The sequence below is a fragment of the Streptomyces fagopyri genome, from assembly GCF_009498275.1.
GTDB lineage: Bacteria > Actinomycetota > Actinomycetes > Streptomycetales > Streptomycetaceae > Streptomyces > Streptomyces fagopyri.
Genome location: NZ_CP045643.1, coordinates 2,618,683 through 2,637,828, shown reverse-complemented (window position 1 = coordinate 2,637,828; position 19,146 = coordinate 2,618,683). Strand labels below are relative to the sequence as shown.

Here is a 19,146-nt window from a genome sequence, read left to right as displayed (position 1 = left end):
CGTCGGGGTGTAACGGTTCCCCTGGGAACGGGGTCCTACCGTCCACATATGACCCTGTCATCCCTGGCGGCCGAGGCCCCCGCGCGGGCCGCGTCGCCCCACGCCCAGCCCGAGCCGTACGGCGCGCCCGCCGCGTCGCCTCCCGACCGGCCCGGCGCCACCGAGCTGCGGCTCGCGGCCTTCGCGGCGCACCGGCGCGCCCGGTTCCCGCTCGGACCGCTCACAGTGTTCGCGGGACCCAGTGGCAGTGGCAAGTCCACCGTCCTGCGCGCGTACGAGGCACTGGCGCGCCTCGGCGGCGGCGCCGAACTGGGCGAGGTGTTCCCGGACCCGGTCGCCTGCGTGCCCGAGCGGGCCCGGCCCGACGCCCAGCACCGCCGCGGCTTCCGCATCGGCTGCACGGCGGACGGCCCGCTGGGACCCGTACGCCTCGACGTCGCCGTACAGGCCGAGCCCGAACTGCGCATCGTCGGCGAACGGCTGTCCGCCGGCGGGCTGACCCTGCTGGAGACGGCGCTGCGGGACCCGGGGCGCCCCGTGGTCCAGGCGGCCTGGCACACGGCGGGCTCGTCCGCGGTCACCCGGGCCCCGCTCCCCGACGACCGACTCGGCACCGCACTGCTGCCGCTGCGCCTCGCGGGCCGTACCGAGGGCGAGCGCCAAGTCCTCGCCGCCGCCGAGCAGATGGTCGTCGCCCTGCGGTCCGTGTACGCCTGCGACCCGAGCCCCCGGCGGATGCGGGCCGCCACCCCGCTCGGCGCGGGCCGGCTGCTCCGTGGCTGCGACAACCTCGCCGACGTCCTGTGGCGGACCCGCTCGGAGTGCGGCCACCGGTACGCGCACCTGGTCGCCGCGGTCCGGGCCGGATGCGCGGGCCCCGTCGCGGACGTCCTGGCCGAGCGGCTCGGCGACGGTACGGTTCGCGCCCTCCTCGACCGCGGTGACGGTGTCCGTACGCACCTGGGGCTGCTCGGGGACGGCGAGTTGAGGTATCTGGCGCTGGCCCTGGTGCTGCTCACGGGCCCCGGGGTGCTGGAGGTCGACGCGGTGGGGGAGGTCCCGGCCGCGCTGCAGACGCTGACCGTGCTGGCCGACGGACTCGATCGCGGGCTGGACGTCCGGCAGACCGGTGAACTGGTCCGGCTGGCGGCGCGGATGTGCGAGCGGGGGCACATCCGGCTGGTGGGCGCGGTGAGCGATGCCGTGCGGGTGTGCGGGGCCGATGGGCTGGACGGGGTGGAGGGCGTCACGGTGGTAGACCTGACGCCGTGAGTGAAAGTGAGAGCGGGAACGGGAATCCGGGTGCGGGTGCGGGTGCGGGTGCGGATGAGGGCGTGGGTGCGGGACTCGGTGCCGGTGCCGGTCCTGGTGTCGGAGTCGGTGGGCTGGACGTGCCGAAACTCCAGCGGCGGCTGGCCGCCTTCGCGGCCGCGCGGCACTGGGAGCAGTACCACACCCCGAAGAACCTGGTCGCCGCGCTGAGTGTGGAGGCGTCCGAACTCGTCGAGATCTTCCAGTGGTTGACGCCCGAGGAGTCGGGCCGGGTCATGGACGACGCGGACACCGCGCACCGCGTCAAGGACGAGGTGGCGGACGTCCTGGCCTATCTCCTTCAGCTGTGCGAGGTGCTCGGCATCGACGCGCTGGCGGCGCTCGACGCGAAGATCGACCGGAACGAGCGGAGGTTTCCGGCGCCCGAGGGGCCGTAGCCGCGTGGCCTCGGCGGGAGCCCGCGGCGGGCGCGATGCCTCCGGGGGACGGATTCCGGCGGAGCGTCACGCCGAATGTCACTCTCCGGAGTCGTTGAGTTGTCTACATTCGATTCTCTGTCCACAGATTTCGGGCTTCCTCTGGCTTTTCGTCGCGCGAGAACTCACTCTGGGTAGTGGACAAGGGAGTTCGGGCGGACGTGCGACGAGCACGTCGCGACAGACGGGGGCAGCGCATGGAAGCGGTGCGGCTCATCGTGGCGAGCAGACGTGCCCTGGCCGGGACCGGGGACACGGACGAGGTGGTTGCGGAGGCGTGGCAGGCGCAGGCCCTCGCCCAGGCCATAGGCAGTCGCTTCGCCGTCTCGGGGCCACCCGAGCTGCGGGGCGAGGCCCTCGGGCTGACCGAGCTGGCGGGGCGGGGGTGCGGCGTCCTCGACGCGGCGCCGCGCGACATCGCCGATCTGCGCGCCGCCCGGCTCACCGAGCTGGGTGATGCCCGCGAGGCGCTTCTGTGCCTCGCGGGACTTCTGGCCGAGGTCGGCATCGCCCTCGTGGGTGTCGCCTGCGCGGCGGACGAACAGGGGACGTACTGGCAGTGCATGGAGGCGATCGACGCGGCGGACGAGTCCCGGGACCGGGTCCTGGAGATGCTGAGACGGCTGGCCGACCGGGATCAGGGGGTGGTGGAGCGAGGGTGGGCGACGGGGTAGGGTCTCGGCCCCGCCGCCCCTACGGACTCTCACCTCACCTGCGGCATCACCGCGGACGCGATCAGCTCCAGGTGGTCCAGGTCGTCGAGGTCGAGCATCTGGAGATACATCCGCTGCGAACCGACGCCCTGGAACTCGGCGATCCTCTCGACGACCTCCGCGGGTGAACCCGCGAGACCGTTCGCCTTCAGCTCCTCGACGTCACGCCCGATGGCGTCCGCCCGACGCTTCACCTCCAGGTCGGTCCTGCCGACGCAGGCGACGAGCGCGTTGGAGTACACCAGGTCGTCCCCCTCGCGCCCGGCCCGCTCGGCCGCCGCCCGCACCCGCTGGAACTGCTGCTCTGTGTCCGCGAGGGAGGCGAAGGGGATGTTGAACTCGTCGGCGTACCGCGCCGCCAGTGCCGGCGTCCGCTTGGCCCCGTGTCCGCCGATCAGGACCGGCACCTTCGACTGCGCGGGCTTCGGCAGCGCGGGGGAGTCCTTGAGCTGGTAGAACTCCCCCTCGTAGGTGAACTTCTCACCGACCGGCGTGTTCCACAGGCCGGTGACGACGGCGAGTTGCTCCTCCAGCCGGCCGAACTTCTCCTTGGGGAAAGGAATCCCGTACGCCTCGTGCTCGGCCCCGTACCAGCCCGAGCCGAGTCCGAGCTCCACCCGCCCGCCCGACATCTGGTCGACCTGTGCCACCTGGATGGCGAGGACACCGGGGAGGCGGAAGGTGCCGGCCGTCATGAGGGTGCCCAGGCGGATCCGGTCCGTCTCACGTGCGAGGCCGGCCAGCGTGATCCACGCGTCGGTGGGCCCGGGGAGCCCGTCGGCCGACCCCATGTGCAAGTAGTGGTCGGAGCGGAAGAAGGCTCCGTAGTGGAGGTCTTCGGCGGCCTTGGCGACGCGGAGCAGCGTCTCGTAGGTCGCCCCTTGCTGCGGTTCTGTGAACACTCGAAGATCCATGTATCCATCATGCACCGGTCACATCAACCGTCCCACCTTGAACCGCTGTCACTCCTGTGACCGACCGTGCCGATCCGGACACGGGATGCCGTGACCGTCGGACCGCTGCTGGCCCCCGCGGCCCGCCCTGGGTCGCCACCAGCGGAAATTCCCGGCTCCGTCCGAGACGTTCGCTGTAGGTTGGGCAGGCGCGCCGAGGCACGGGACGGCGCGCTCTTCCCCCGCCGCGGTCCACCGGTGTCCGGCACCGGACACCGGGAGCACCCGCACCCGGAGCACGTGTTCCCGGAGTGCGCGGTCATGCCCGTACGGAAGCTCCGCGGCTCAGATGACGTTTCGAGGCAGACCCAAGTGTTTCTGACGATCAGCACCACAGGCGACCCGGAACGCCCCGCGACCGACCTCGGATTCCTGCTGCACAAGCACCCCGACAAGGCGCAGGTGTTCTCGACCTCCTACGGCACGGCACACGTCCTCTACCCCGAGGCGTCCGCCGAGCGGTGCACGGCCGCGCTGTTGCTGGAGGTCGACGCGGTGGCGCTGGTCCGGCGGGGCAAGGGCAAGGGCCGCGGCGGCGCACCCGACGCCGCGCTCGCGCAGTATGTCAACGACCGCCCGTACGCGGCCTCCTCCCTGCTCGCCGTGGCGCTGAGCGCGGTGTTCTCCAGCGCGATGAAGGGCCGGTGCGCCGCGAAGCCCGACCTTCCCGCGCGGGTGCTGCCCCTGCGGATCGAGGTGCCCGCGCTTCCCGCGCGAGGCGGCGCGGACCTCGTGCACCAGTTGTTCGAGCCGCTCGGCTGGACCGTGGAGGTCGAGGCCGTGGCGCTGGACGCCCGGTTCCCCGAGTGGGGTGCGTCGCGCTACGTCCGTCTCGTCCTGGAGTCGGCCCGGCTGACGCTCGCCGAGGCGCTGCGCCACCTCTACGTCCTGCTCCCGGTGCTCGACGACGCCAAGCACTACTGGGTGTCGTCCGACGAGGTCGACAAGCTGCTGCGGGCGGGCGAGGGCTGGCTGCCGGACCACCCCGAGCAGAAGCTGATCACCAGCCGGTATCTGTCCCGGCGCTGGTCGCTGACCCGTGAGGCGATGGAGCGGCTGGAGCTCGTCCGGCTCGCCGAGACCGACGACACCGGGGTCGAGGACGTCGACAACGCCGTCGACGAGGAGACCGACACCGAGGACAGGCCGGTGCCGCTCGCCGTGCTGCGCCGGGACGCGATCCTCGCCGCGCTGCACGACCGAGGCGCCGGGCGTGTCCTCGACCTCGGCTGCGGACAGGGGCAGTTGGTACAGGCGCTGCTCAAGGACGTGCGGTTCACCGAGATCGTCGGCGTGGACGTGTCGATGCGCGCGCTCACCATCGCCGCGCGCCGGCTCAAGCTGGACCGGATGGGCGAGCGGCAGGCGGCACGCGTACACCTTCTGCAGGGCTCGCTCGCCTACACCGACAAGCGGCTCAAGGGGTACGACGCCGCCGTGCTCAGCGAGGTCGTCGAACACGTCGACCTGCCCAGGCTGTCGGCCCTGGAGTACGCGGTGTTCGGCTCCGCGCGCCCCGGGACCGTCCTGGTGACCACCCCGAACGTCGAGTACAACGTCCGCTGGGAGAGCCTCCCGGCCGGACACACCCGGCACGGCGACCACCGCTTCGAGTGGACCCGCGAGGAGTTCCGGAGCTGGGCGCGCGGGGTGGCCGAACGGCACGGATACGAGGTGGAGTTCACACCCGTGGGTCCCGACGACCCCGAGGTGGGGCCGCCGACCCAGATGGCCACCTTCTCCCTGACCACGACCACCGCGGACACGATCACCCCAGCCGAAACCACCCCTGACGCGAAGGAGGAGGCCGCATGAGCACCGACGACACCACCCAGGGACGGGTCCTGCCCGTCACCGACCTCTCCCTCGTGGTCCTGATCGGCGCGTCCGGCTCGGGCAAGTCGACCTTCGCACGCAGGCACTTCAAGCCGACCGAGGTCATCTCCAGCGACTTCTGCCGCGGTCTCGTCGCCGACGACGAGAACGACCAGAGCGCCAGCGGTGACGCCTTCGACGTCCTCCACTACATCGCGGGCAAGCGGCTCGCGTCGGGCCGGCGCACGGTCGTGGACGCGACGAACGTCCAGCAGGAGAGCCGGCGTCAGCTGATCGACCTCGCGAGGAAGCACGACGTGCTGCCCATCGCGATCGTCCTCGACGTGCCCGAGGAGGTGTGCGCCTGGCGCAACGCGTCCCGGACCGACCGGGCCGACATGCCGCGGCGTGTCATCCAGCGGCACATCCGCGAACTCCGGCGCTCCCTGCGGAGCCTGGAGCGTGAGGGCTTCCGCAAGGTGCACGTGCTGCGCGGCGAGGCCGAGATCGAGGACGCCGCTGTCCGCACCGAACGGCGCTTCAACGACCTGACCCATCTGACCGGCCCCTTCGACATCGTGGGCGACATCCACGGCTGCGCCTCGGAACTGGAGATCTTGCTCGGCAAGTTGGGCTATAACGACGGTGTGCACCCGCAGGGCCGTACGGCCGTCTTCGTCGGCGACCTCGTCGACCGGGGACCGGACACGCCCGGCGTGCTGCGCCGCGTGATGTCCATGGTCGGGTCGGGCAACGCCCTGTGCGTGCCCGGCAACCACGAGAACAAGCTCGGCCGTCACCTCAAGGGCCGCAAGGTCCAGCACACCCACGGACTCGCCGAGACCGTGGCGCAGTTGGCGGGGGAGAGCGAGGAGTTCCGAGCACAGGTACGGGAGTTCGTCGACGGTCTGGTCAGCCACTACGTCCTGGACGGCGGACGGCTCGTCGTCTGCCACGCCGGTCTGCCCGAGCGGTACCACGGCCGCACCTCGGGCCGGGTGCGTTCGCACGCGCTGTACGGGGACACGACCGGGGAGACGGACGAGTTCGGCCTGCCGGTGCGGTACCCGTGGGCGGAGGACTACCGCGGTCGCGCGGTGGTCGTCTACGGCCACACTCCGGTGCCGCAGGCGACCTGGCTGAACAACACCCTGTGCGTCGACACCGGTGCCGTCTTCGGCGGCAAGCTCACCGCGCTGCGCTGGCCGGAGCGCGAACTGGTCGACGTACCCGCGGAGCGGGTCTGGTACGAGCCCGCCAGACCGCTGGCCTCCGAGGCGCCCGGCGGACACGAGGGGCGGCCGCTCGACCTCGCGGACGTGCACGGCCGGCGTGCCGTGGAGACCCGGTACGCGGGGCGGGTGGCGGTGCGCGAGGAGAACGCGGCGGCGGCCCTGGAGGTCATGAGCCGTTTCGCGGTCGACCCGCGGCTGCTGCCCTACCTCCCGCCGACGATGGCGCCGACCGCGACATCCCGGACGGAGGGGTATCTGGAGCACCCCGCGGAGGCCTTCGCCCAGTACCGGGAGGACGGGGTCGGCCGCGTCGTGTGCGAGGAGAAGCACATGGGTTCGCGGGCCGTGGCGCTGGTCTGCCGGGACGCCGGGGTCGCGCGCGAGCGGTTCGGGGTGGCCGGCGGTCCCACCGGGTCGCTGTACACCCGTACCGGCAGGCCCTTCTTCACCGACGCCGCGGTCACCGAGGAGATCCTCGGACGGCTGCGGGACGCCGCGGAGGAGGCGGGTCTGTGGGAGGAACTGCGGACGGACTGGCTGCTGCTCGACGCCGAGCTGATGCCGTGGTCGCTCAAGGCGTCCGGGCTGCTGCGGACGCAGTACGCGGCGGTCGGCGCCGCGTCCGGGGCGGTGTTCCCGGGGGCGCTGGCCGCGCTCGAAGGGGCGGCGGCGCGCGGTGTCGACGTGCGGGAACTGCTGGACCGGCAGCGGGAACGGGCCTCCGACGCGACGGCGTTCACCGACGCCTACCGGCGGTACTGCTGGACGACGGACGGCCTGGAAGGGGTGCGGCTCGCGCCCTTCCAGATCCTGGCGGTGCGAGGGCGCAGCCTGGCCGGGCTCCCGCACGACGAGCAGCTCGCGCTGCTCGACCGGCTGGTCGAGCACGACGGGAGCGGGCTGCTGCGCACGACCCGCAGGCTGTTCGTGGACACCGGGGACGCGGAGTCCGTGCGGGCCGGCGTGGACTGGTGGCTGGAGATGACCGGGCGCGGCGGTGAGGGCATGGTCGTCAAGCCCGTGGAGGCGGTCGTCCGGGACGCGCGGGGTCGGCTGGTGCAGCCCGGCATCAAGTGCCGGGGGCGGGAGTACCTGCGGATCATCTACGGACCGGAGTACACCCGGCCCGAGAACCTGGCGCGGCTGCGGGGGCGGTTCCTCAACCACAAGCGGTCGCTCGCGATCCGGGAGTACGCGCTGGGACTGGAGGCGTTGGAGCGGCTGGCCGAGGGGGAGCCGTTGTGGCGGGTGCACGAGGCGGTGTTCGGCGTCCTGGCACTGGAGTCCGAACCGGTGGACCCGCGTCTGTAGGGTTTTCGCCCCCGCCGCCCTCACCCGTCCCGTCCCTGGGGCTCCGCCCCGGACCCCGCCGGGAGCGCTGTGCTCCCAGGTACGGATGGGACGGCTGAGGGCGGCGGGGGCGAGACCCCTCAGGTCAGCAGCCGCAACCGGACCCCCGCCACCCCCACCCGCACCGTCTGCCCCCACACCAACTCCACCGCGTCCCCCTCCATCCCGTCCCCGAACGCGATCAGCCGATCGGACTCGACGGTGAGCGACAACCGGCCGGACCCCCCGAGCTCGCCGGCCACGAGCGACGTACCGGTGACCGGCGACGGCCAGGCCTCGCGGACGAACCAGATCAGCCGCTCGTCGGTGGGGCGGGGCAGCGGCAACTCGCCGCCCCGCCCCTGCCACACCGAGCGGAGCCACCCGCTCGCCCCCGTCCCGGTGCCCACCAGCACCCCGGACGAGGCCTGGGACTCGACGGCACCCCCGTACTCGTCGAGCCCCAGCCGATAGCGGGCCGTCTGATGGCCCACGGCTCCCAGATAGATCTCGTTGAGCGCCAGCAGCCGCTGCGTGTCGTCCGCGACCGCCTCGACCATGGTCAGCTCCTCGGCCCGGCCCCCGTGCGCCGACGCGAGCAACGCGGCCGTGTCACGGGGCCGGTGCCGCACCAGCACCCCGGGATTGCGCCCGGGATCGGTGTCGATCCCGATCACCGGCTGCCCGGACAGGTACTTGGCGACATTGGCGACGAGCCCGTCCTGGCCCACCACGACCACGACGTCCTCGGGGCCGAACAGGAACCGGTCCAGGTCGCCGCGCTCGACCCTGGCCTGACGCCACGTCAGAGGCACCGCCGAGGCGACCTCCGCCAGCGCCCGCCGGTTGCGGCGGCCGCGCTCCGCGACCTCCTCGATGTCCCGGCCGCGTGAGGTGAGGAAGAACGCGGCCTGCCCGTGCGTCCCGTGCCGCGCGACCAACTCCTCGTACTCCGTGGTGCGATGGACGAGCACGACCCGCGGGGCGAGACTCACGCCGGCTCTCCCGGCGCCCCGCCGAGCCGCGAGAGCAGGCCGGTCAGGACGTCGGGCGACACGGTGACGCTGTCGATGCGCGGCAGGTTCTCGGCGAGCCGCGTGCCCGTCAGGGCGTGCAGCGTGGCCACGTCCACGTCCGAGTGGACCCGCAGCCAGGCGGCCTGGGCCACCGCCCGCGCCTCGCCGATCTCGCGCGCGGCCTGCGCCTCGGCCTCGGCCAGCCGCACCACGCGGGTGCCCTCGGCGTCCGCGAGGCGCACCGTCCGCGCCGCCTCCGCCCCGGCCCGTACCGCGTCCGCCGCCGCGTGCTCCTCCGCCTCACGCCGCGCGTTCGTGCCGCGCTGGTCGACCAACTGCTCCTCGCGCCGGGCGAGTTCGATCTGACTGGCGAGCTCGTTCTCGGCGATCGCGCGCTCCCGCTCGACCGCGACGGCCCGCCGTTCGTACGTCGCCCGGTCCGCCTCCTGCTGGATCTGCTCGCGGGCCGGGGTGCGCAGGGCCCGCTCCACCTCGGGCTCGGGGCGCAGCGCCACGACACGTACGGCCACGACCTCGATCCCCGTGGAGGGGAGCCGGGGTTCGGCGGCCAGGCCGCCCGCGATCCGCTCGCGCACCGAGGCGACACCGTCCACCAGGGCCGCCGCCAGGGGCGTACGGGCGAGTACGTCCAGGGCGTGCTGCTGAGCCGTCTCGGTCAGCAGCGTCCCCAGCTGTTCGAGGGGGGTGCCGCGCCAGACGCCCGTGTCGGGGTCGATGGAGAAGTCCAGGCGCGCTGCCGCGATCCCCGGGTCGCTGATGCGGTAGGTGACGGTGGCCTGCACCGCGACGTCCTGGAAGTCGGACGTACGGGCGTGGAAGGTCATCGCCAACTCGCGGTCGTCGACCGGTACTTCGGAGAGAGCTGCGGTCAGGGAGCGGTACCAGAAGCTGAGCCCGGGGCCGTCGTGCACGAGTCGGCCCGACCGGTGGTGGCGGATGTGGGCGGTCGGCGCCCCGCGCAGATGGCGCCGGCCGAGGCGCCGGGTGATGTCGGCCATGGGGACCCCCTTGTCGCCGGGCGTTCCCGGCGACCCTTCGTTCGTCATTGTCGTCAGTAAGACGATAATCGGTCCTCCGGTTATCGTCAAGGGGACGAAATCAAGTGGTCCGCGTCGGCTCGAACCGTGGGTGAACAGGCGTCCGGATGGTCAGGATGGAGACATGGGATTCCATGTCGACTCCGAGGCCGGGCGGCTGCGCCGCGTCATCCTGCACAGGCCTGATCTGGAGCTCAAAAGGCTCACGCCCAGCAACAAGGACGCGCTGCTCTTCGACGACGTGCTGTGGGTGCGCCGGGCCCGTGCGGAGCACGACGGGTTCGCGGACGTGCTGCGCGACCGGGGGGTCACCGTCCACCTCTTCGGTGACCTGCTCGCCGAGGCGCTGGAGATCCCGGCCGCCAGGTCGCTCGTCCTGGACCGGGTCTTCGACGAGAAGGAGTACGGGCCGCTGGCGACCGACCACCTGCGGGCCTCCTTCGAGACGCTGCCCGCCGACGAGTTGGCCGCCGCGCTCGTCGGCGGCATGACCAAGCGGGAGTTCCTGGACGCCCATCTGGAACCCACGTCCGTGCGCTTCCACGTCATGGACCTGGACGACTTCCTGCTCGGTCCGCTGCCGAACCACCTCTTCACCCGGGACACCTCCGCCTGGATCTACGACGGGGTCTCCATCAACGCCATGCGGTGGCCGGCCCGGCAGCGCGAGACCGTGCACTTCGAGGCGATCTACCGGCATCACCCGCTCTTCCGGGACGAGTCGTTCCACCTCTGGTCGGAGGGGCAGGCTGACTACCCGTCGACCATCGAGGGCGGTGACGTCCTGGTCATCGGCAACGGCGCGGTCCTCATCGGCATGAGCGAGCGGACCACCCCCCAGGCCGTCGAGATGCTCGCGCACAAGCTGTTCGCCGCCGGCTCGGCCCGCACCATCGTGGCGCTCGACATGCCCAAGCGGCGGGCCTTCATGCACCTCGACACCGTGATGACGATGGTGGACGCGGACACCTTCACCCAGTACGCGGGGCTCGGCATGCTGCGCTCGTACACCATCGAGCCGGGCGTGGGGGAGAAGGAACTGAAGGTCACCGACCACCCCCCGGAGCACATGCACCGCGCGATCGCCGCGGCGCTCGGGCTCACCGCGATCCGCGTCCTGACCGCCACGCAGGACGTGCACGCCGCCGAGCGCGAGCAGTGGGACGACGGATGCAACGTCCTCGCCGTCGAGCCGGGTGTCGTGGTCGCCTACGAACGGAACGCGACCACCAACACGCATCTGCGCAAGCAGGGCATCGAGGTCATAGAGATCCCGGGCAGTGAGCTCGGCCGCGGCCGGGGCGGACCCCGCTGTATGAGCTGTCCGGTCGAACGGGCGGCCGTATAGGCTCCGGCACCGCTCCTCGCTCCCTCGGCCGCGTCGGCTCCGTATAGAAATGTTGGGCATCGTATAGAATTCCAAAAGTCCCCGCCCGCGTGACCCCTTTTCGTCCCACAGCCCCCAGGAGCGCCCCCATGGCGACAGTCCCGACCGCCCTCGCCGGCCGCCACCTCCTCAAGGAGCTGGACCTCACCGGAGAGGAGTTCCGGGGTCTGATCGAGCTGGCCGCCGAGCTGAAGGCGGCCAAGAAGGCCGGGACCGAGACCCCGTACCTGCGCGGGCGGAACATCGCGCTGATCTTCGAGAAGACCTCGACCCGGACGCGCTGTGCCTTCGAGGTCGCCGCAGCGGACCAGGGCGCCTCGACGACCTGCCTGGACCCGTCCGGCTCGCAGATAGGCCACAAGGAGTCCGTGAAGGACACCGCGCGCGTCCTCGGCCGGATGTTCGACGCGATCGAGTACCGGGGCGACAGCCAGGCCTCGGTCGAGGAGCTCGCCGCGTACGCCGGTGTGCCCGTCTACAACGGTCTGACCGACGACTGGCACCCCACCCAGATGCTCGCGGACGTACTCACGATGACCGAGCACTGCGCCAAGCCGCTCGGCGGGATCGCCTTCGCCTACCTCGGTGACGCCCGTTTCAACATGGGCAACTCCTACCTGGTCACCGGCGCGCTCCTCGGGATGGACGTCCGCGTCGTCGCCCCGCGGGCCTACTGGCCGGCCGACGAGATCATCGCGAGGGCCCGCGGACTCGCCGAGACCACCGGTGGCCGCGTCACCCTCACCGAGGACGTGGGCGAGGGCGTCCGGGGAGCCGACTTCGTCGCCACCGACGTCTGGGTGTCCATGGGTGAGCCCAAGGAGGTGTGGGACGAGCGCATCGCCGCCCTGTCCCCGTACGCGGTGACCATGGACGTGCTGCGCGCCACCGGCAATCCGGACGTGAGGTTCCTCCACTGCCTGCCGGCCTTCCACGACCTCGGCACCAAGGTCGGCCGCGAGATCCACGCCACCCACGGCCTCGACTCGCTCGAAGTGACCGACGAAGTGTTCGAGTCGGCCCACTCGGTCGTCTTCGACGAGGCGGAGAACCGGCTGCACACCATCAAGGCTGTCCTGGTCGCGACCCTGGCCTGACCGGCGTCGCCGCAGGCCATCTCCCGACCGGCGGTGCGGAGCCACCCCTTCCGCGGCCGCCACGTGACGGGCTGGACGACCTGCTCCAGTTCGCGGCGTTCTTGCCGGCCGGAGTCATCGTGTACGCCCTCTACGGACGCCGTCGCTCGCTGCTCGCCCGGCCGGGGCTACGCGGGCCGCCGCTGAGCCGGCACCACGGGAAGCCTGAACCAGACCGCCTTGCCGGAGTCGGTCGGGCGGTGGCCGCAGGACGAGCTGAGGGTGCGGATCAGCAGGAGGCCGCGCCCGTGCTCCTGCCAGGGGTCCGGCGGCTCGACCGGCCCGGGGACGGTGAGATTGCCCGGCGGTGCCGGGTCGGGGTCGTGCACCTCGACCTGGCACCCGGTCGCCATCAGTTCCACGACCAGCTCTATGGGACCGTCCCCGGCGGTGTGCTCCACGGCGTTGGCCACCAGCTCCGCGGTGAGCAGTTCCGCGGTGTCGCTGTCGGCCGAGTGCTCCAGCTCGGCCATCGCCGTGCGGACCAGGGCGCGCGCGACGGGCACGGCCGCGGCGGTGTGCGGCAGCGCGATGCGCCAGGAGGCGGGGGCGGGGGTGTCGTGCAAGGTGGGTCCGTTCATGGAGCAGGCTGTCCTGCTTTCAACTTTACGAATGGTACGGCGCGGCCGGGCAGAGGCGCTCGGCGGGCGCTGCGCGGGACGTTCGGCAGGGTCCTCCCGGGACGTTCGGCCGGCATGAGGGTGCTACCCAGGTCGACGGCTCGTCTCCCGTCGAACGCTCCTGTCGTTACGGGCCCATCGAGGTTCCGTTACTCGGTGACGGGCGGGGGACGGAGGCGGCGGCCGACGACCGGTTCACGCCCGGGTTATCGCGCACTCGTGACGACAGTCACAGACAGGTGATAACTTCGTGAGGGAGCGCGGGCGGTCCCGCCGCGCAGACCGCCGCCCCGCCCGAGGAGGCCGTCCGTCATGAGTCCCTTCACCGGCTCAGCCGCCCGCACCTCCGACTGGCGCCACCTGAGGTACGAGGTCGCCGACGGGGTCGCCACGGTCACCCTGGCCCGGCCCGAGAAACTCAACGCCCTCACCTTCGGCGCCTACGCCGACCTGCGTGACCTGCTCGCCGAGCTCTCCCGGGAACGGTCGGTGCGGGCCCTGGTACTGGCCGGTGAGGGCCGCGGCTTCTGCTCGGGCGGCGACGTCGACGAGATCATCGGCGCCACACTCTCCATGGACACCGCCCAGCTCCTCGACTTCAACCGGATGACCGGACAGGTCGTGCGCGCCGTACGGGAGTGCCCCTTCCCGGTGATCGCGGCGGTGCACGGCGTGGCCGCCGGCGCCGGAGCGGTGCTCGCGCTGGCCGCCGACTTCCGGGTGGCCGACCCCAGCGCCCGCTTCGCCTTCCTCTTCACCCGTGTCGGACTGTCCGGCGGCGACATGGGCGCCGCGTATCTGCTGCCCCGCGTCGTCGGGCTCGGCCACGCGACCAGGCTGCTGATGCTCGGCGACCCCGTGCGCGCGCCCGAGGCCGAGCGGATCGGCCTGATCAGCGAGCTGACCGAGGAGGGGCACGCCGACGAGGCCGCGCGGGCACTGGCCCACCGCCTGGCGGCCGGACCGGCCCTCGCGCACGCCCAGACGAAGGCGCTGCTCACCGCCGAACTGGACATGCCGCTCGCCGCCTCCGTCGAACTCGACGCCTCGGCACAGGCCCTGCTGATGAACGGCGAGGACTACGCGGAGTTCCACGCCGCCTTCACCGAGAAGCGGGCGCCGAAGTGGCGGGGGCGATAGCCGTGCGCGCCCCCCGCGATCCGGGCGACCCGCAACCGGCCGGCGCCGCCCCGCCGCACCCGGGCACCACGCCGCCCTCGCCGACCGCGGCCGCGAGGCCCGGCGCACCCCTGCGTGTCGCCGTCGTCGGCGGCGGCCCCGGCGGACTGTACGCCGCGGCCCTCCTCAAACGGCTCGACCCCGGCCGTGAGATCACCGTGTGGGAGCGCAACGCCCCCGACGACACCTTCGGCTTCGGCGTCGTCCTGTCCGACGAGACGCTCGGCGGCATCGAGCACGCCGACCCGGTGGTGTACGCGGCGCTCCAGGACGAGTTCGTACGCTGGGACGACATCGACATCGTGCACCGAGGTGTCCACCACACCTCCGGCGGCCACGGCTTCGCGGCGCTCGGCCGGCGCCGGCTGCTGGAGATCCTGCACGAGCGGTGCCGCTCGCTCGGTGTGGAGCTGTGTTTTCGGGCCGAGGCCCCGGACCCGGCCGAGCTGACCCGGACGTACGACCTGGTCGTCGCCGCCGACGGGGTGCGCAGCCCGACGCGGGAGGCGTACGCGGACGTGTTCGGGCCGTCCGTCGAGGAGCACCGGTGCCGCTACATCTGGCTGGCGGCCGACTTCGCCCTGGACGCCTTCCGCTTCGAGATCGCCGGTACCGAGCACGGGGTGATGCAACTGCACGCCTACCCGTACGCGGCCGACGCCTCCACCGTCATCGTCGAGATGCGCGAGGAGGTGTGGCGGGCCGCCGGGTTCGAGGACCTCGACGCGCGGGAGTCCGTCGAGCGGTGCGCCAAGATCTTCTCCGACGCCCTCGGCGGACGGCCGCTGCGGTCCAACAAGTCGGCCTGGACCACCTTCCGCACGGTCGTCAACGACCGCTGGTCGCACGGCAATCTGGTGCTCCTGGGCGACGCCGCGCACACCGCGCACTTCTCCATAGGCTCGGGCACGAAGCTCGCCGTCGAGGACGCGCTCGCGCTCGCCGCCTGTCTCCAGGAGCGGCCCACGCTCGACGAGGCCCTCGCCGCCTACGAGCGGGAGCGGCGCCCGGTGGTCGCGTCCACCCAGCGCGCGGCCCGCGCGAGCCTGGAGTGGTTCGAGAACGTGGGTCTGTACGTCGGCCAGCACCCACGCCAGTTCGCCTTCAACCTCCTCACCCGCAGCCGCCGGGTCACACACGACAACCTGCGGCTGCGCGACGCGCACTTCACGGCCGCCGTCGAGCGGGAGTTCGGCTGCCCGCCCGGTACACCCCCGATGTTCACACCGTTCCGGCTGCGCGGACTGACCCTGCGCAACCGGGTCGTGGTCTCCCCGATGGACATGTACTCGGCCGTGGACGGCGTCCCCGGGGACTTCCACCTCGTGCACCTGGGAGCGCGGGCGCTCGGCGGCGCCGGCCTGGTGATGACGGAGATGGTGTGCGTGAGCGCCGAGGGCCGGATCACGCCGGGCTGCGCGGGGCTCTACACGCACCGCCAGGCCGAGTCCTGGCGGCGGATCACCGACTTCGTGCGCGCCCAGGCGCCCGGCACCGCCATCGGCGTGCAGCTCGGCCACTCCGGCCGCAAGGGCTCCACGAAGCTGATGTGGGAGGGCATCGACGAACCGCTGGAGGAGGGCGGCTGGCCCCTGGTGGCCGCGTCCCCGATCCCGTACGGGCCGGCCAGTCAGTCACCCCGTCACCTCTCGCGCGCCCAACTGACCGATATTCGGGAACAGTTCGCGTCCGCCGCCTGGCGCGCCGCACGCTGCGGCTTCGACCTCCTCGAACTGCACTGCGCCCACGGCTATCTGCTGTCCGGCTTCCTCTCGCCCCTGACCAACCGGCGCACCGACGCCTACGGCGGCTCCCTGGAACGCCGACTGCGCTTCCCGCTGGAGGTCTTCGACGCCGTACGGGCGGTATGGCCGGAGGAACGCCCCATGACCGTCCGTATCTCCGCCACCGACTGGGCCGAGGGCGGCACCACCGGGGACGACGCGGTCGCCGTCGCGCGGGCCTTCGCCGCACACGGCGCGGACGCGGTGGACGTGTCGACGGGCCAGGTGGTGGCGGACGAGCAGCCCGAGTACGGACGCTCGTACCAGACGCCGTACGCCGACCGGATCCGCCACGAGACCGGCCTGCCGGTGATCGCCGTCGGCGCGATCTCGTCCTGGGACGACGTCAACTCGCTGATCCTGGCCGGGCGCACGGACCTGTGCGCACTCGCCAGGCCACACCTCTACGACCCGCACTGGACCCTGCACGCGGCGGCCGAGCAGGGTTACGAGGGACCGGGCGTCGCCTGGCCGAAGCCCTACCGTGCGGGTAGCAGACGCCCGCAGACCGGGCGCACCGACGCTCCCAGACCCCGTCTCTCACTCGGGAGTCGAGAGCAGCCGAGCACAACCCCGGTGAAGCCCGCGTGAGTTACGCGGGTACCTCGGTGAAGCCCGCCCCCGCGTCGCGCAACCGCTCGTGCAGAGCCCGGAAGACGGCGGCCGAACGGGCGCCCGGCCAGCCCGGGGGCAGCAGCGCGCCGGGAAGTCCCGGGTCGGCGTACGGGAGGTGGCGCCAGGTGTCCAGGGCCAGCAGGTAGTCGCGGTACGCGTCCTCGGGAGGGGTGTCCGCGCGCCGCTCCCAGGCGCGCAGCACGGGCGCGTGCCGGTCGAGGAACTCCTCGTGCTCCTTGGCGATCGAGCCCAGGTCCCACCAGCGCGCGACCGCGTCCGCCGTCGCCGCGAAGCCCAGGTGCTCCCCGCGGAACAGCTCCACGTACGGATCGAGCCGCAGCCGCGCGAGGGTGTGCCGTGTCTCCTCGTACAGCCGGGCCGGAGCGAGCCACACCCCCGGTGCGGCCGTCCCGAAGCCGAGGCCGGCCAGTCGCGAGCGCAGCACGTGCCGCTTCTGGCGTTCCGACTCCGGCACGGAGAAGACGGCGAGCACCCAGCCGTCGTCCTCGGGAGGAGCCGTCGCGTACACCCGCCGGTCGCCGTCGTCGAGGAGCTGGCGCGCGTCGGGCGACAGCCCGTACCCCGCCGCGCCCGCCGGGGTGCGGGCCGGTTCGAGCAGCCCCCGGCGCTTGAGCCGGGAGACCGACGAACGCACGGAGGGCGCGTCGACACCGACAGCGGCGAGCAGCCGGATCAGCTCGGCCACCGGCACGGGACCGGGCATGAAACGGCCGTACGCGCCGTAGAACGTGACGATGAGGGACCGGGGGGCGCGCTGCTCTGACACATTGATCACTCTAGTGCTCGAAGATCACTTGGATCCGCCGCCGGTGGACAACTCGCCTCCGGGGGACACCTCACCCCCGGTGGGCGGCTCGTCCCCGGCGGCGCCCTGTACGGGGACGGCCGTGCGCAGCCGGAAGCGCTGCAGCTTCCCCGTCGCCGTGCGCGGCAGCACGTCCAGGAAGACGAACTCGCGGGGGCACTTGTACGGCGCGAGCTCGGACTTGAGGAAGACCCGCAGCGCCTCCGGGTCCCGTGGCGCGCCCGTGCGCAGGACCGCGTACGCCACCACGACCTGGCCGCGCGCCTCGTCGGGGCGGCCCACGACCGCCGTCTCGACGACATCCGGATGGCGCAGCAGGGCGTCCTCGACCTCCGGCCCCGCGATGTTGTACCCGGCCGAGACGATCATGTCGTCGGCGCGGGCGACATAGCGGAAGTAGCCGTCGGCGTCGCGGACATAGGTGTCACCGGTGATGTTCCAGCCGTCGCGCACGTACTCCCGCTGCCGCGGGTCGGCGAGATAGCGGCAGCCCACCGGGCCGCGTACGGCGAGCAGGCCGGGTTCGCCGTCCGGGACCGGATCCCCGCCGGGGCCGACCACGCGTGCCTGCCAGCCGGGGACGGGCAGGCCCGTGGTGCCGGGTCTGATCCGCTCGTCGGCCGCCGAGATGAAGATGTGCAGCAGCTCGGTGGCGCCGATGCCGTTGATGATGCGCAGCCCGGTGCGGGCGTGCCAGGCCTGCCAGGTCGCGGCGGGCAGGTTCTCGCCGGCCGACACACAGCGCCGCAGCGACGTCGTGTCATACCCGTCCAGTTCCGTCAGCATCGCCCGGTACGCGGTCGGCGCGGTGAACAGCACGGAGACACGGTGCTCCGCGATCGCGGGCAACAGCTGCCTGGGGCCCGCCTGTTCGAGCAGCAGGGAGCAGGCGCCCGCGCGCATGGGGAAGATGACGAGTCCACCGAGCCCGAAGGTGAATCCCAGCGGGGGGCTGCCGGTGAAGACGTCGTCCTCGTGCGGCCTCAGTACATGGCGGGAGAAGGTGTCCGCCGTCGCCAGCACATCGCGGTGGAAGTGCACACAGCCCTTGGGGCGGCCGGTCGTGCCCGAGGTGAACGCGATCAGCGCGACGTCGTCGGCGGCCGTGTCCACGGCGGTGAAGGGCTCGTCGGGCGCGCCCGTGATCCGCAGCAGCAGATCGTCGGACGCGTCACCGCCGTACGTCGTGATCCGCAGCCCCGGGATGTCCGCGGCGGCCAGGTCGTCGACCGACCGTATGTCGCACAGGGCGTGGGTCACCCGGGCGATCGTGCCCATCGTGGTCAGCTCGTGCGGGCGCTGCTGGGCGAGCACGGTGACGGCGATCGCGCCCGCCTTCAGGACCGCCAGCCAGCACGCGGCGAGCCAGGGCGTGGTGGGCCCGCGCAGCATGACCCGGTTTCCGGGCACCACGCCCAGCTCGGTGGTCAGCACATGGGCGATGCGGTCGACGCGCGCGAGGAGTTGTCCGTACGTCCACAGGTCGCCGGACGGCGTGCGGAAGGCGGGGCGCTGCGGATCCCGGCCGTCGAGGAGCTCGGCCGCGCAGTTGAGCCGGTCCGGATAGCGCAACTCGGGCAGATCGAAGGGGAGTCGGGGCCACTGTTCCGGGGGCGGGAGGTGGTCGCGGGCGAAGGTGTCGAGGTGGGCCGAGATCGTCGGCTCCAGGGTGTCGCCGGGGTCCATGGAGGTTCGCCCCCTTGTCGTGGTGGGCTCGCGGCTCTCAACCCGC

At 72.5% G+C, this 19,146-nt stretch carries 15 protein-coding genes; 9 read left to right on the top strand and 6 right to left on the bottom strand.

The window, feature by feature from the left end:
• The first annotated feature begins 48 nt into the window (after positions 1–48).
• The 3 genes from GFH48_RS11205 (at position 49) to GFH48_RS11195 (ending at position 2,422) form a co-directional block, all read left to right on the top strand.
• Positions 49–1,272: an AAA family ATPase gene (locus tag GFH48_RS11205; protein WP_153288123.1), complete on the top strand. Its 1,224-nt coding sequence runs from the start codon at positions 49–51 to the stop codon at positions 1,270–1,272.
• Positions 1,273–1,334: 62 nt separating this feature from the next.
• A complete protein-coding gene (locus GFH48_RS11200) occupies positions 1,335–1,709 on the top strand; it encodes a nucleotide pyrophosphohydrolase (protein WP_194280556.1) in 375 nt (124 codons plus the stop codon).
• A gap of 236 nt (positions 1,710–1,945) precedes the next feature.
• Positions 1,946–2,422 carry a DUF6099 family protein gene (locus GFH48_RS11195; RefSeq protein ID WP_153292856.1) on the top strand — a complete coding sequence of 159 codons (477 nt, stop codon included), beginning with the start codon at positions 1,946–1,948 and terminating at the stop codon, positions 2,420–2,422.
• A 29-nt stretch (positions 2,423–2,451) separates the two neighbouring features.
• Here GFH48_RS11195 and GFH48_RS11190 read toward each other — a convergent pair whose 3' ends face one another.
• Positions 2,452–3,375 (bottom strand): LLM class F420-dependent oxidoreductase, encoded by a 924-nt coding sequence (locus tag GFH48_RS11190; protein ID WP_153288122.1) that lies wholly within the window; start codon positions 3,373–3,375, stop codon positions 2,452–2,454.
• A gap of 351 nt (positions 3,376–3,726) precedes the next feature.
• Between GFH48_RS11190 and GFH48_RS11185 the strand changes: the two genes are divergently transcribed.
• Together GFH48_RS11185 and GFH48_RS11180 are read left to right on the top strand one after the other, a co-directional pair.
• Positions 3,727–5,229 carry a 3' terminal RNA ribose 2'-O-methyltransferase Hen1 gene (locus GFH48_RS11185; RefSeq protein WP_153288121.1) on the top strand — a complete coding sequence of 501 codons (1,503 nt, stop codon included), beginning with the start codon at positions 3,727–3,729 and terminating at the stop codon, positions 5,227–5,229.
• Positions 5,226–7,775 carry a polynucleotide kinase-phosphatase gene (locus tag GFH48_RS11180; RefSeq protein ID WP_153288120.1) on the top strand — a complete coding sequence of 850 codons (2,550 nt, stop codon included), beginning with the start codon at positions 5,226–5,228 and terminating at the stop codon, positions 7,773–7,775. The genes GFH48_RS11185 and GFH48_RS11180 overlap by 4 nt, the downstream gene beginning before the upstream one ends.
• A gap of 119 nt (positions 7,776–7,894) precedes the next feature.
• On the opposite strand, the gene GFH48_RS11175 is transcribed toward GFH48_RS11180, so the two are convergent.
• The gene (locus GFH48_RS11175; RefSeq protein WP_153288119.1) at positions 7,895–8,788 is read right to left on the bottom strand and encodes a ferredoxin reductase domain-containing protein; all 894 of its coding nucleotides are present in this window, start codon (positions 8,786–8,788) and stop codon (positions 7,895–7,897) included.
• Entirely contained in the window at positions 8,785–9,828 is a 1,044-nt protein-coding gene (locus tag GFH48_RS11170; RefSeq protein ID WP_153288118.1) for an SPFH domain-containing protein, read from the bottom strand. Before GFH48_RS11170 ends, GFH48_RS11175 begins: the two co-directional genes overlap by 4 nt.
• Positions 9,829–9,991: 163 nt before the next feature.
• Here GFH48_RS11170 and GFH48_RS11165 point away from each other — a divergent pair, with 163 nt between their 5' ends.
• Together GFH48_RS11165 and argF are read left to right on the top strand one after the other, a co-directional pair.
• On the top strand, positions 9,992–11,215 hold the full coding sequence (locus GFH48_RS11165; protein ID WP_194280555.1) for an arginine deiminase: 1,224 nt from the start codon (positions 9,992–9,994) through the stop codon (positions 11,213–11,215).
• A gap of 128 nt (positions 11,216–11,343) precedes the next feature.
• Positions 11,344–12,351, top strand: coding sequence for an ornithine carbamoyltransferase (argF, locus tag GFH48_RS11160; protein ID WP_153288116.1), 1,008 nt, complete (start codon positions 11,344–11,346; stop codon positions 12,349–12,351).
• Positions 12,352–12,518: 167 nt separating this feature from the next.
• Here the strand turns inward: argF and GFH48_RS11155 are convergent, their stop codons facing one another.
• Positions 12,519–12,971 carry an ATP-binding protein gene (locus GFH48_RS11155; RefSeq protein ID WP_153288115.1) on the bottom strand — a complete coding sequence of 151 codons (453 nt, stop codon included), beginning with the start codon at positions 12,969–12,971 and terminating at the stop codon, positions 12,519–12,521.
• 351 nt (positions 12,972–13,322) lie between these two features.
• Between GFH48_RS11155 and GFH48_RS11150 the strand changes: the two genes are divergently transcribed.
• A complete protein-coding gene (locus GFH48_RS11150) occupies positions 13,323–14,150 on the top strand; it encodes an enoyl-CoA hydratase family protein (RefSeq protein ID WP_153288114.1) in 828 nt (275 codons plus the stop codon).
• 2 nt (positions 14,151–14,152) lie between these two features.
• The gene (locus tag GFH48_RS11145) at positions 14,153–16,564 is read left to right on the top strand and encodes a bifunctional salicylyl-CoA 5-hydroxylase/oxidoreductase (protein ID WP_456114884.1); all 2,412 of its coding nucleotides are present in this window, start codon (positions 14,153–14,155) and stop codon (positions 16,562–16,564) included.
• A gap of 1 nt (position 16,565) precedes the next feature.
• Here GFH48_RS11145 and GFH48_RS11140 read toward each other — a convergent pair whose 3' ends face one another.
• Together GFH48_RS11140 and GFH48_RS11135 are read right to left on the bottom strand one after the other, a co-directional pair.
• The gene (locus GFH48_RS11140; protein WP_153288113.1) at positions 16,566–17,384 is read right to left on the bottom strand and encodes a PaaX family transcriptional regulator; all 819 of its coding nucleotides are present in this window, start codon (positions 17,382–17,384) and stop codon (positions 16,566–16,568) included.
• 15 nt (positions 17,385–17,399) lie between these two features.
• Positions 17,400–19,100, bottom strand: a complete 1,701-nt coding sequence (locus tag GFH48_RS11135) for an AMP-binding protein (RefSeq protein ID WP_153288112.1) — start codon at positions 19,098–19,100, stop codon at positions 17,400–17,402.
• Between the last annotated feature and the right edge of the window lie 46 nt (positions 19,101–19,146).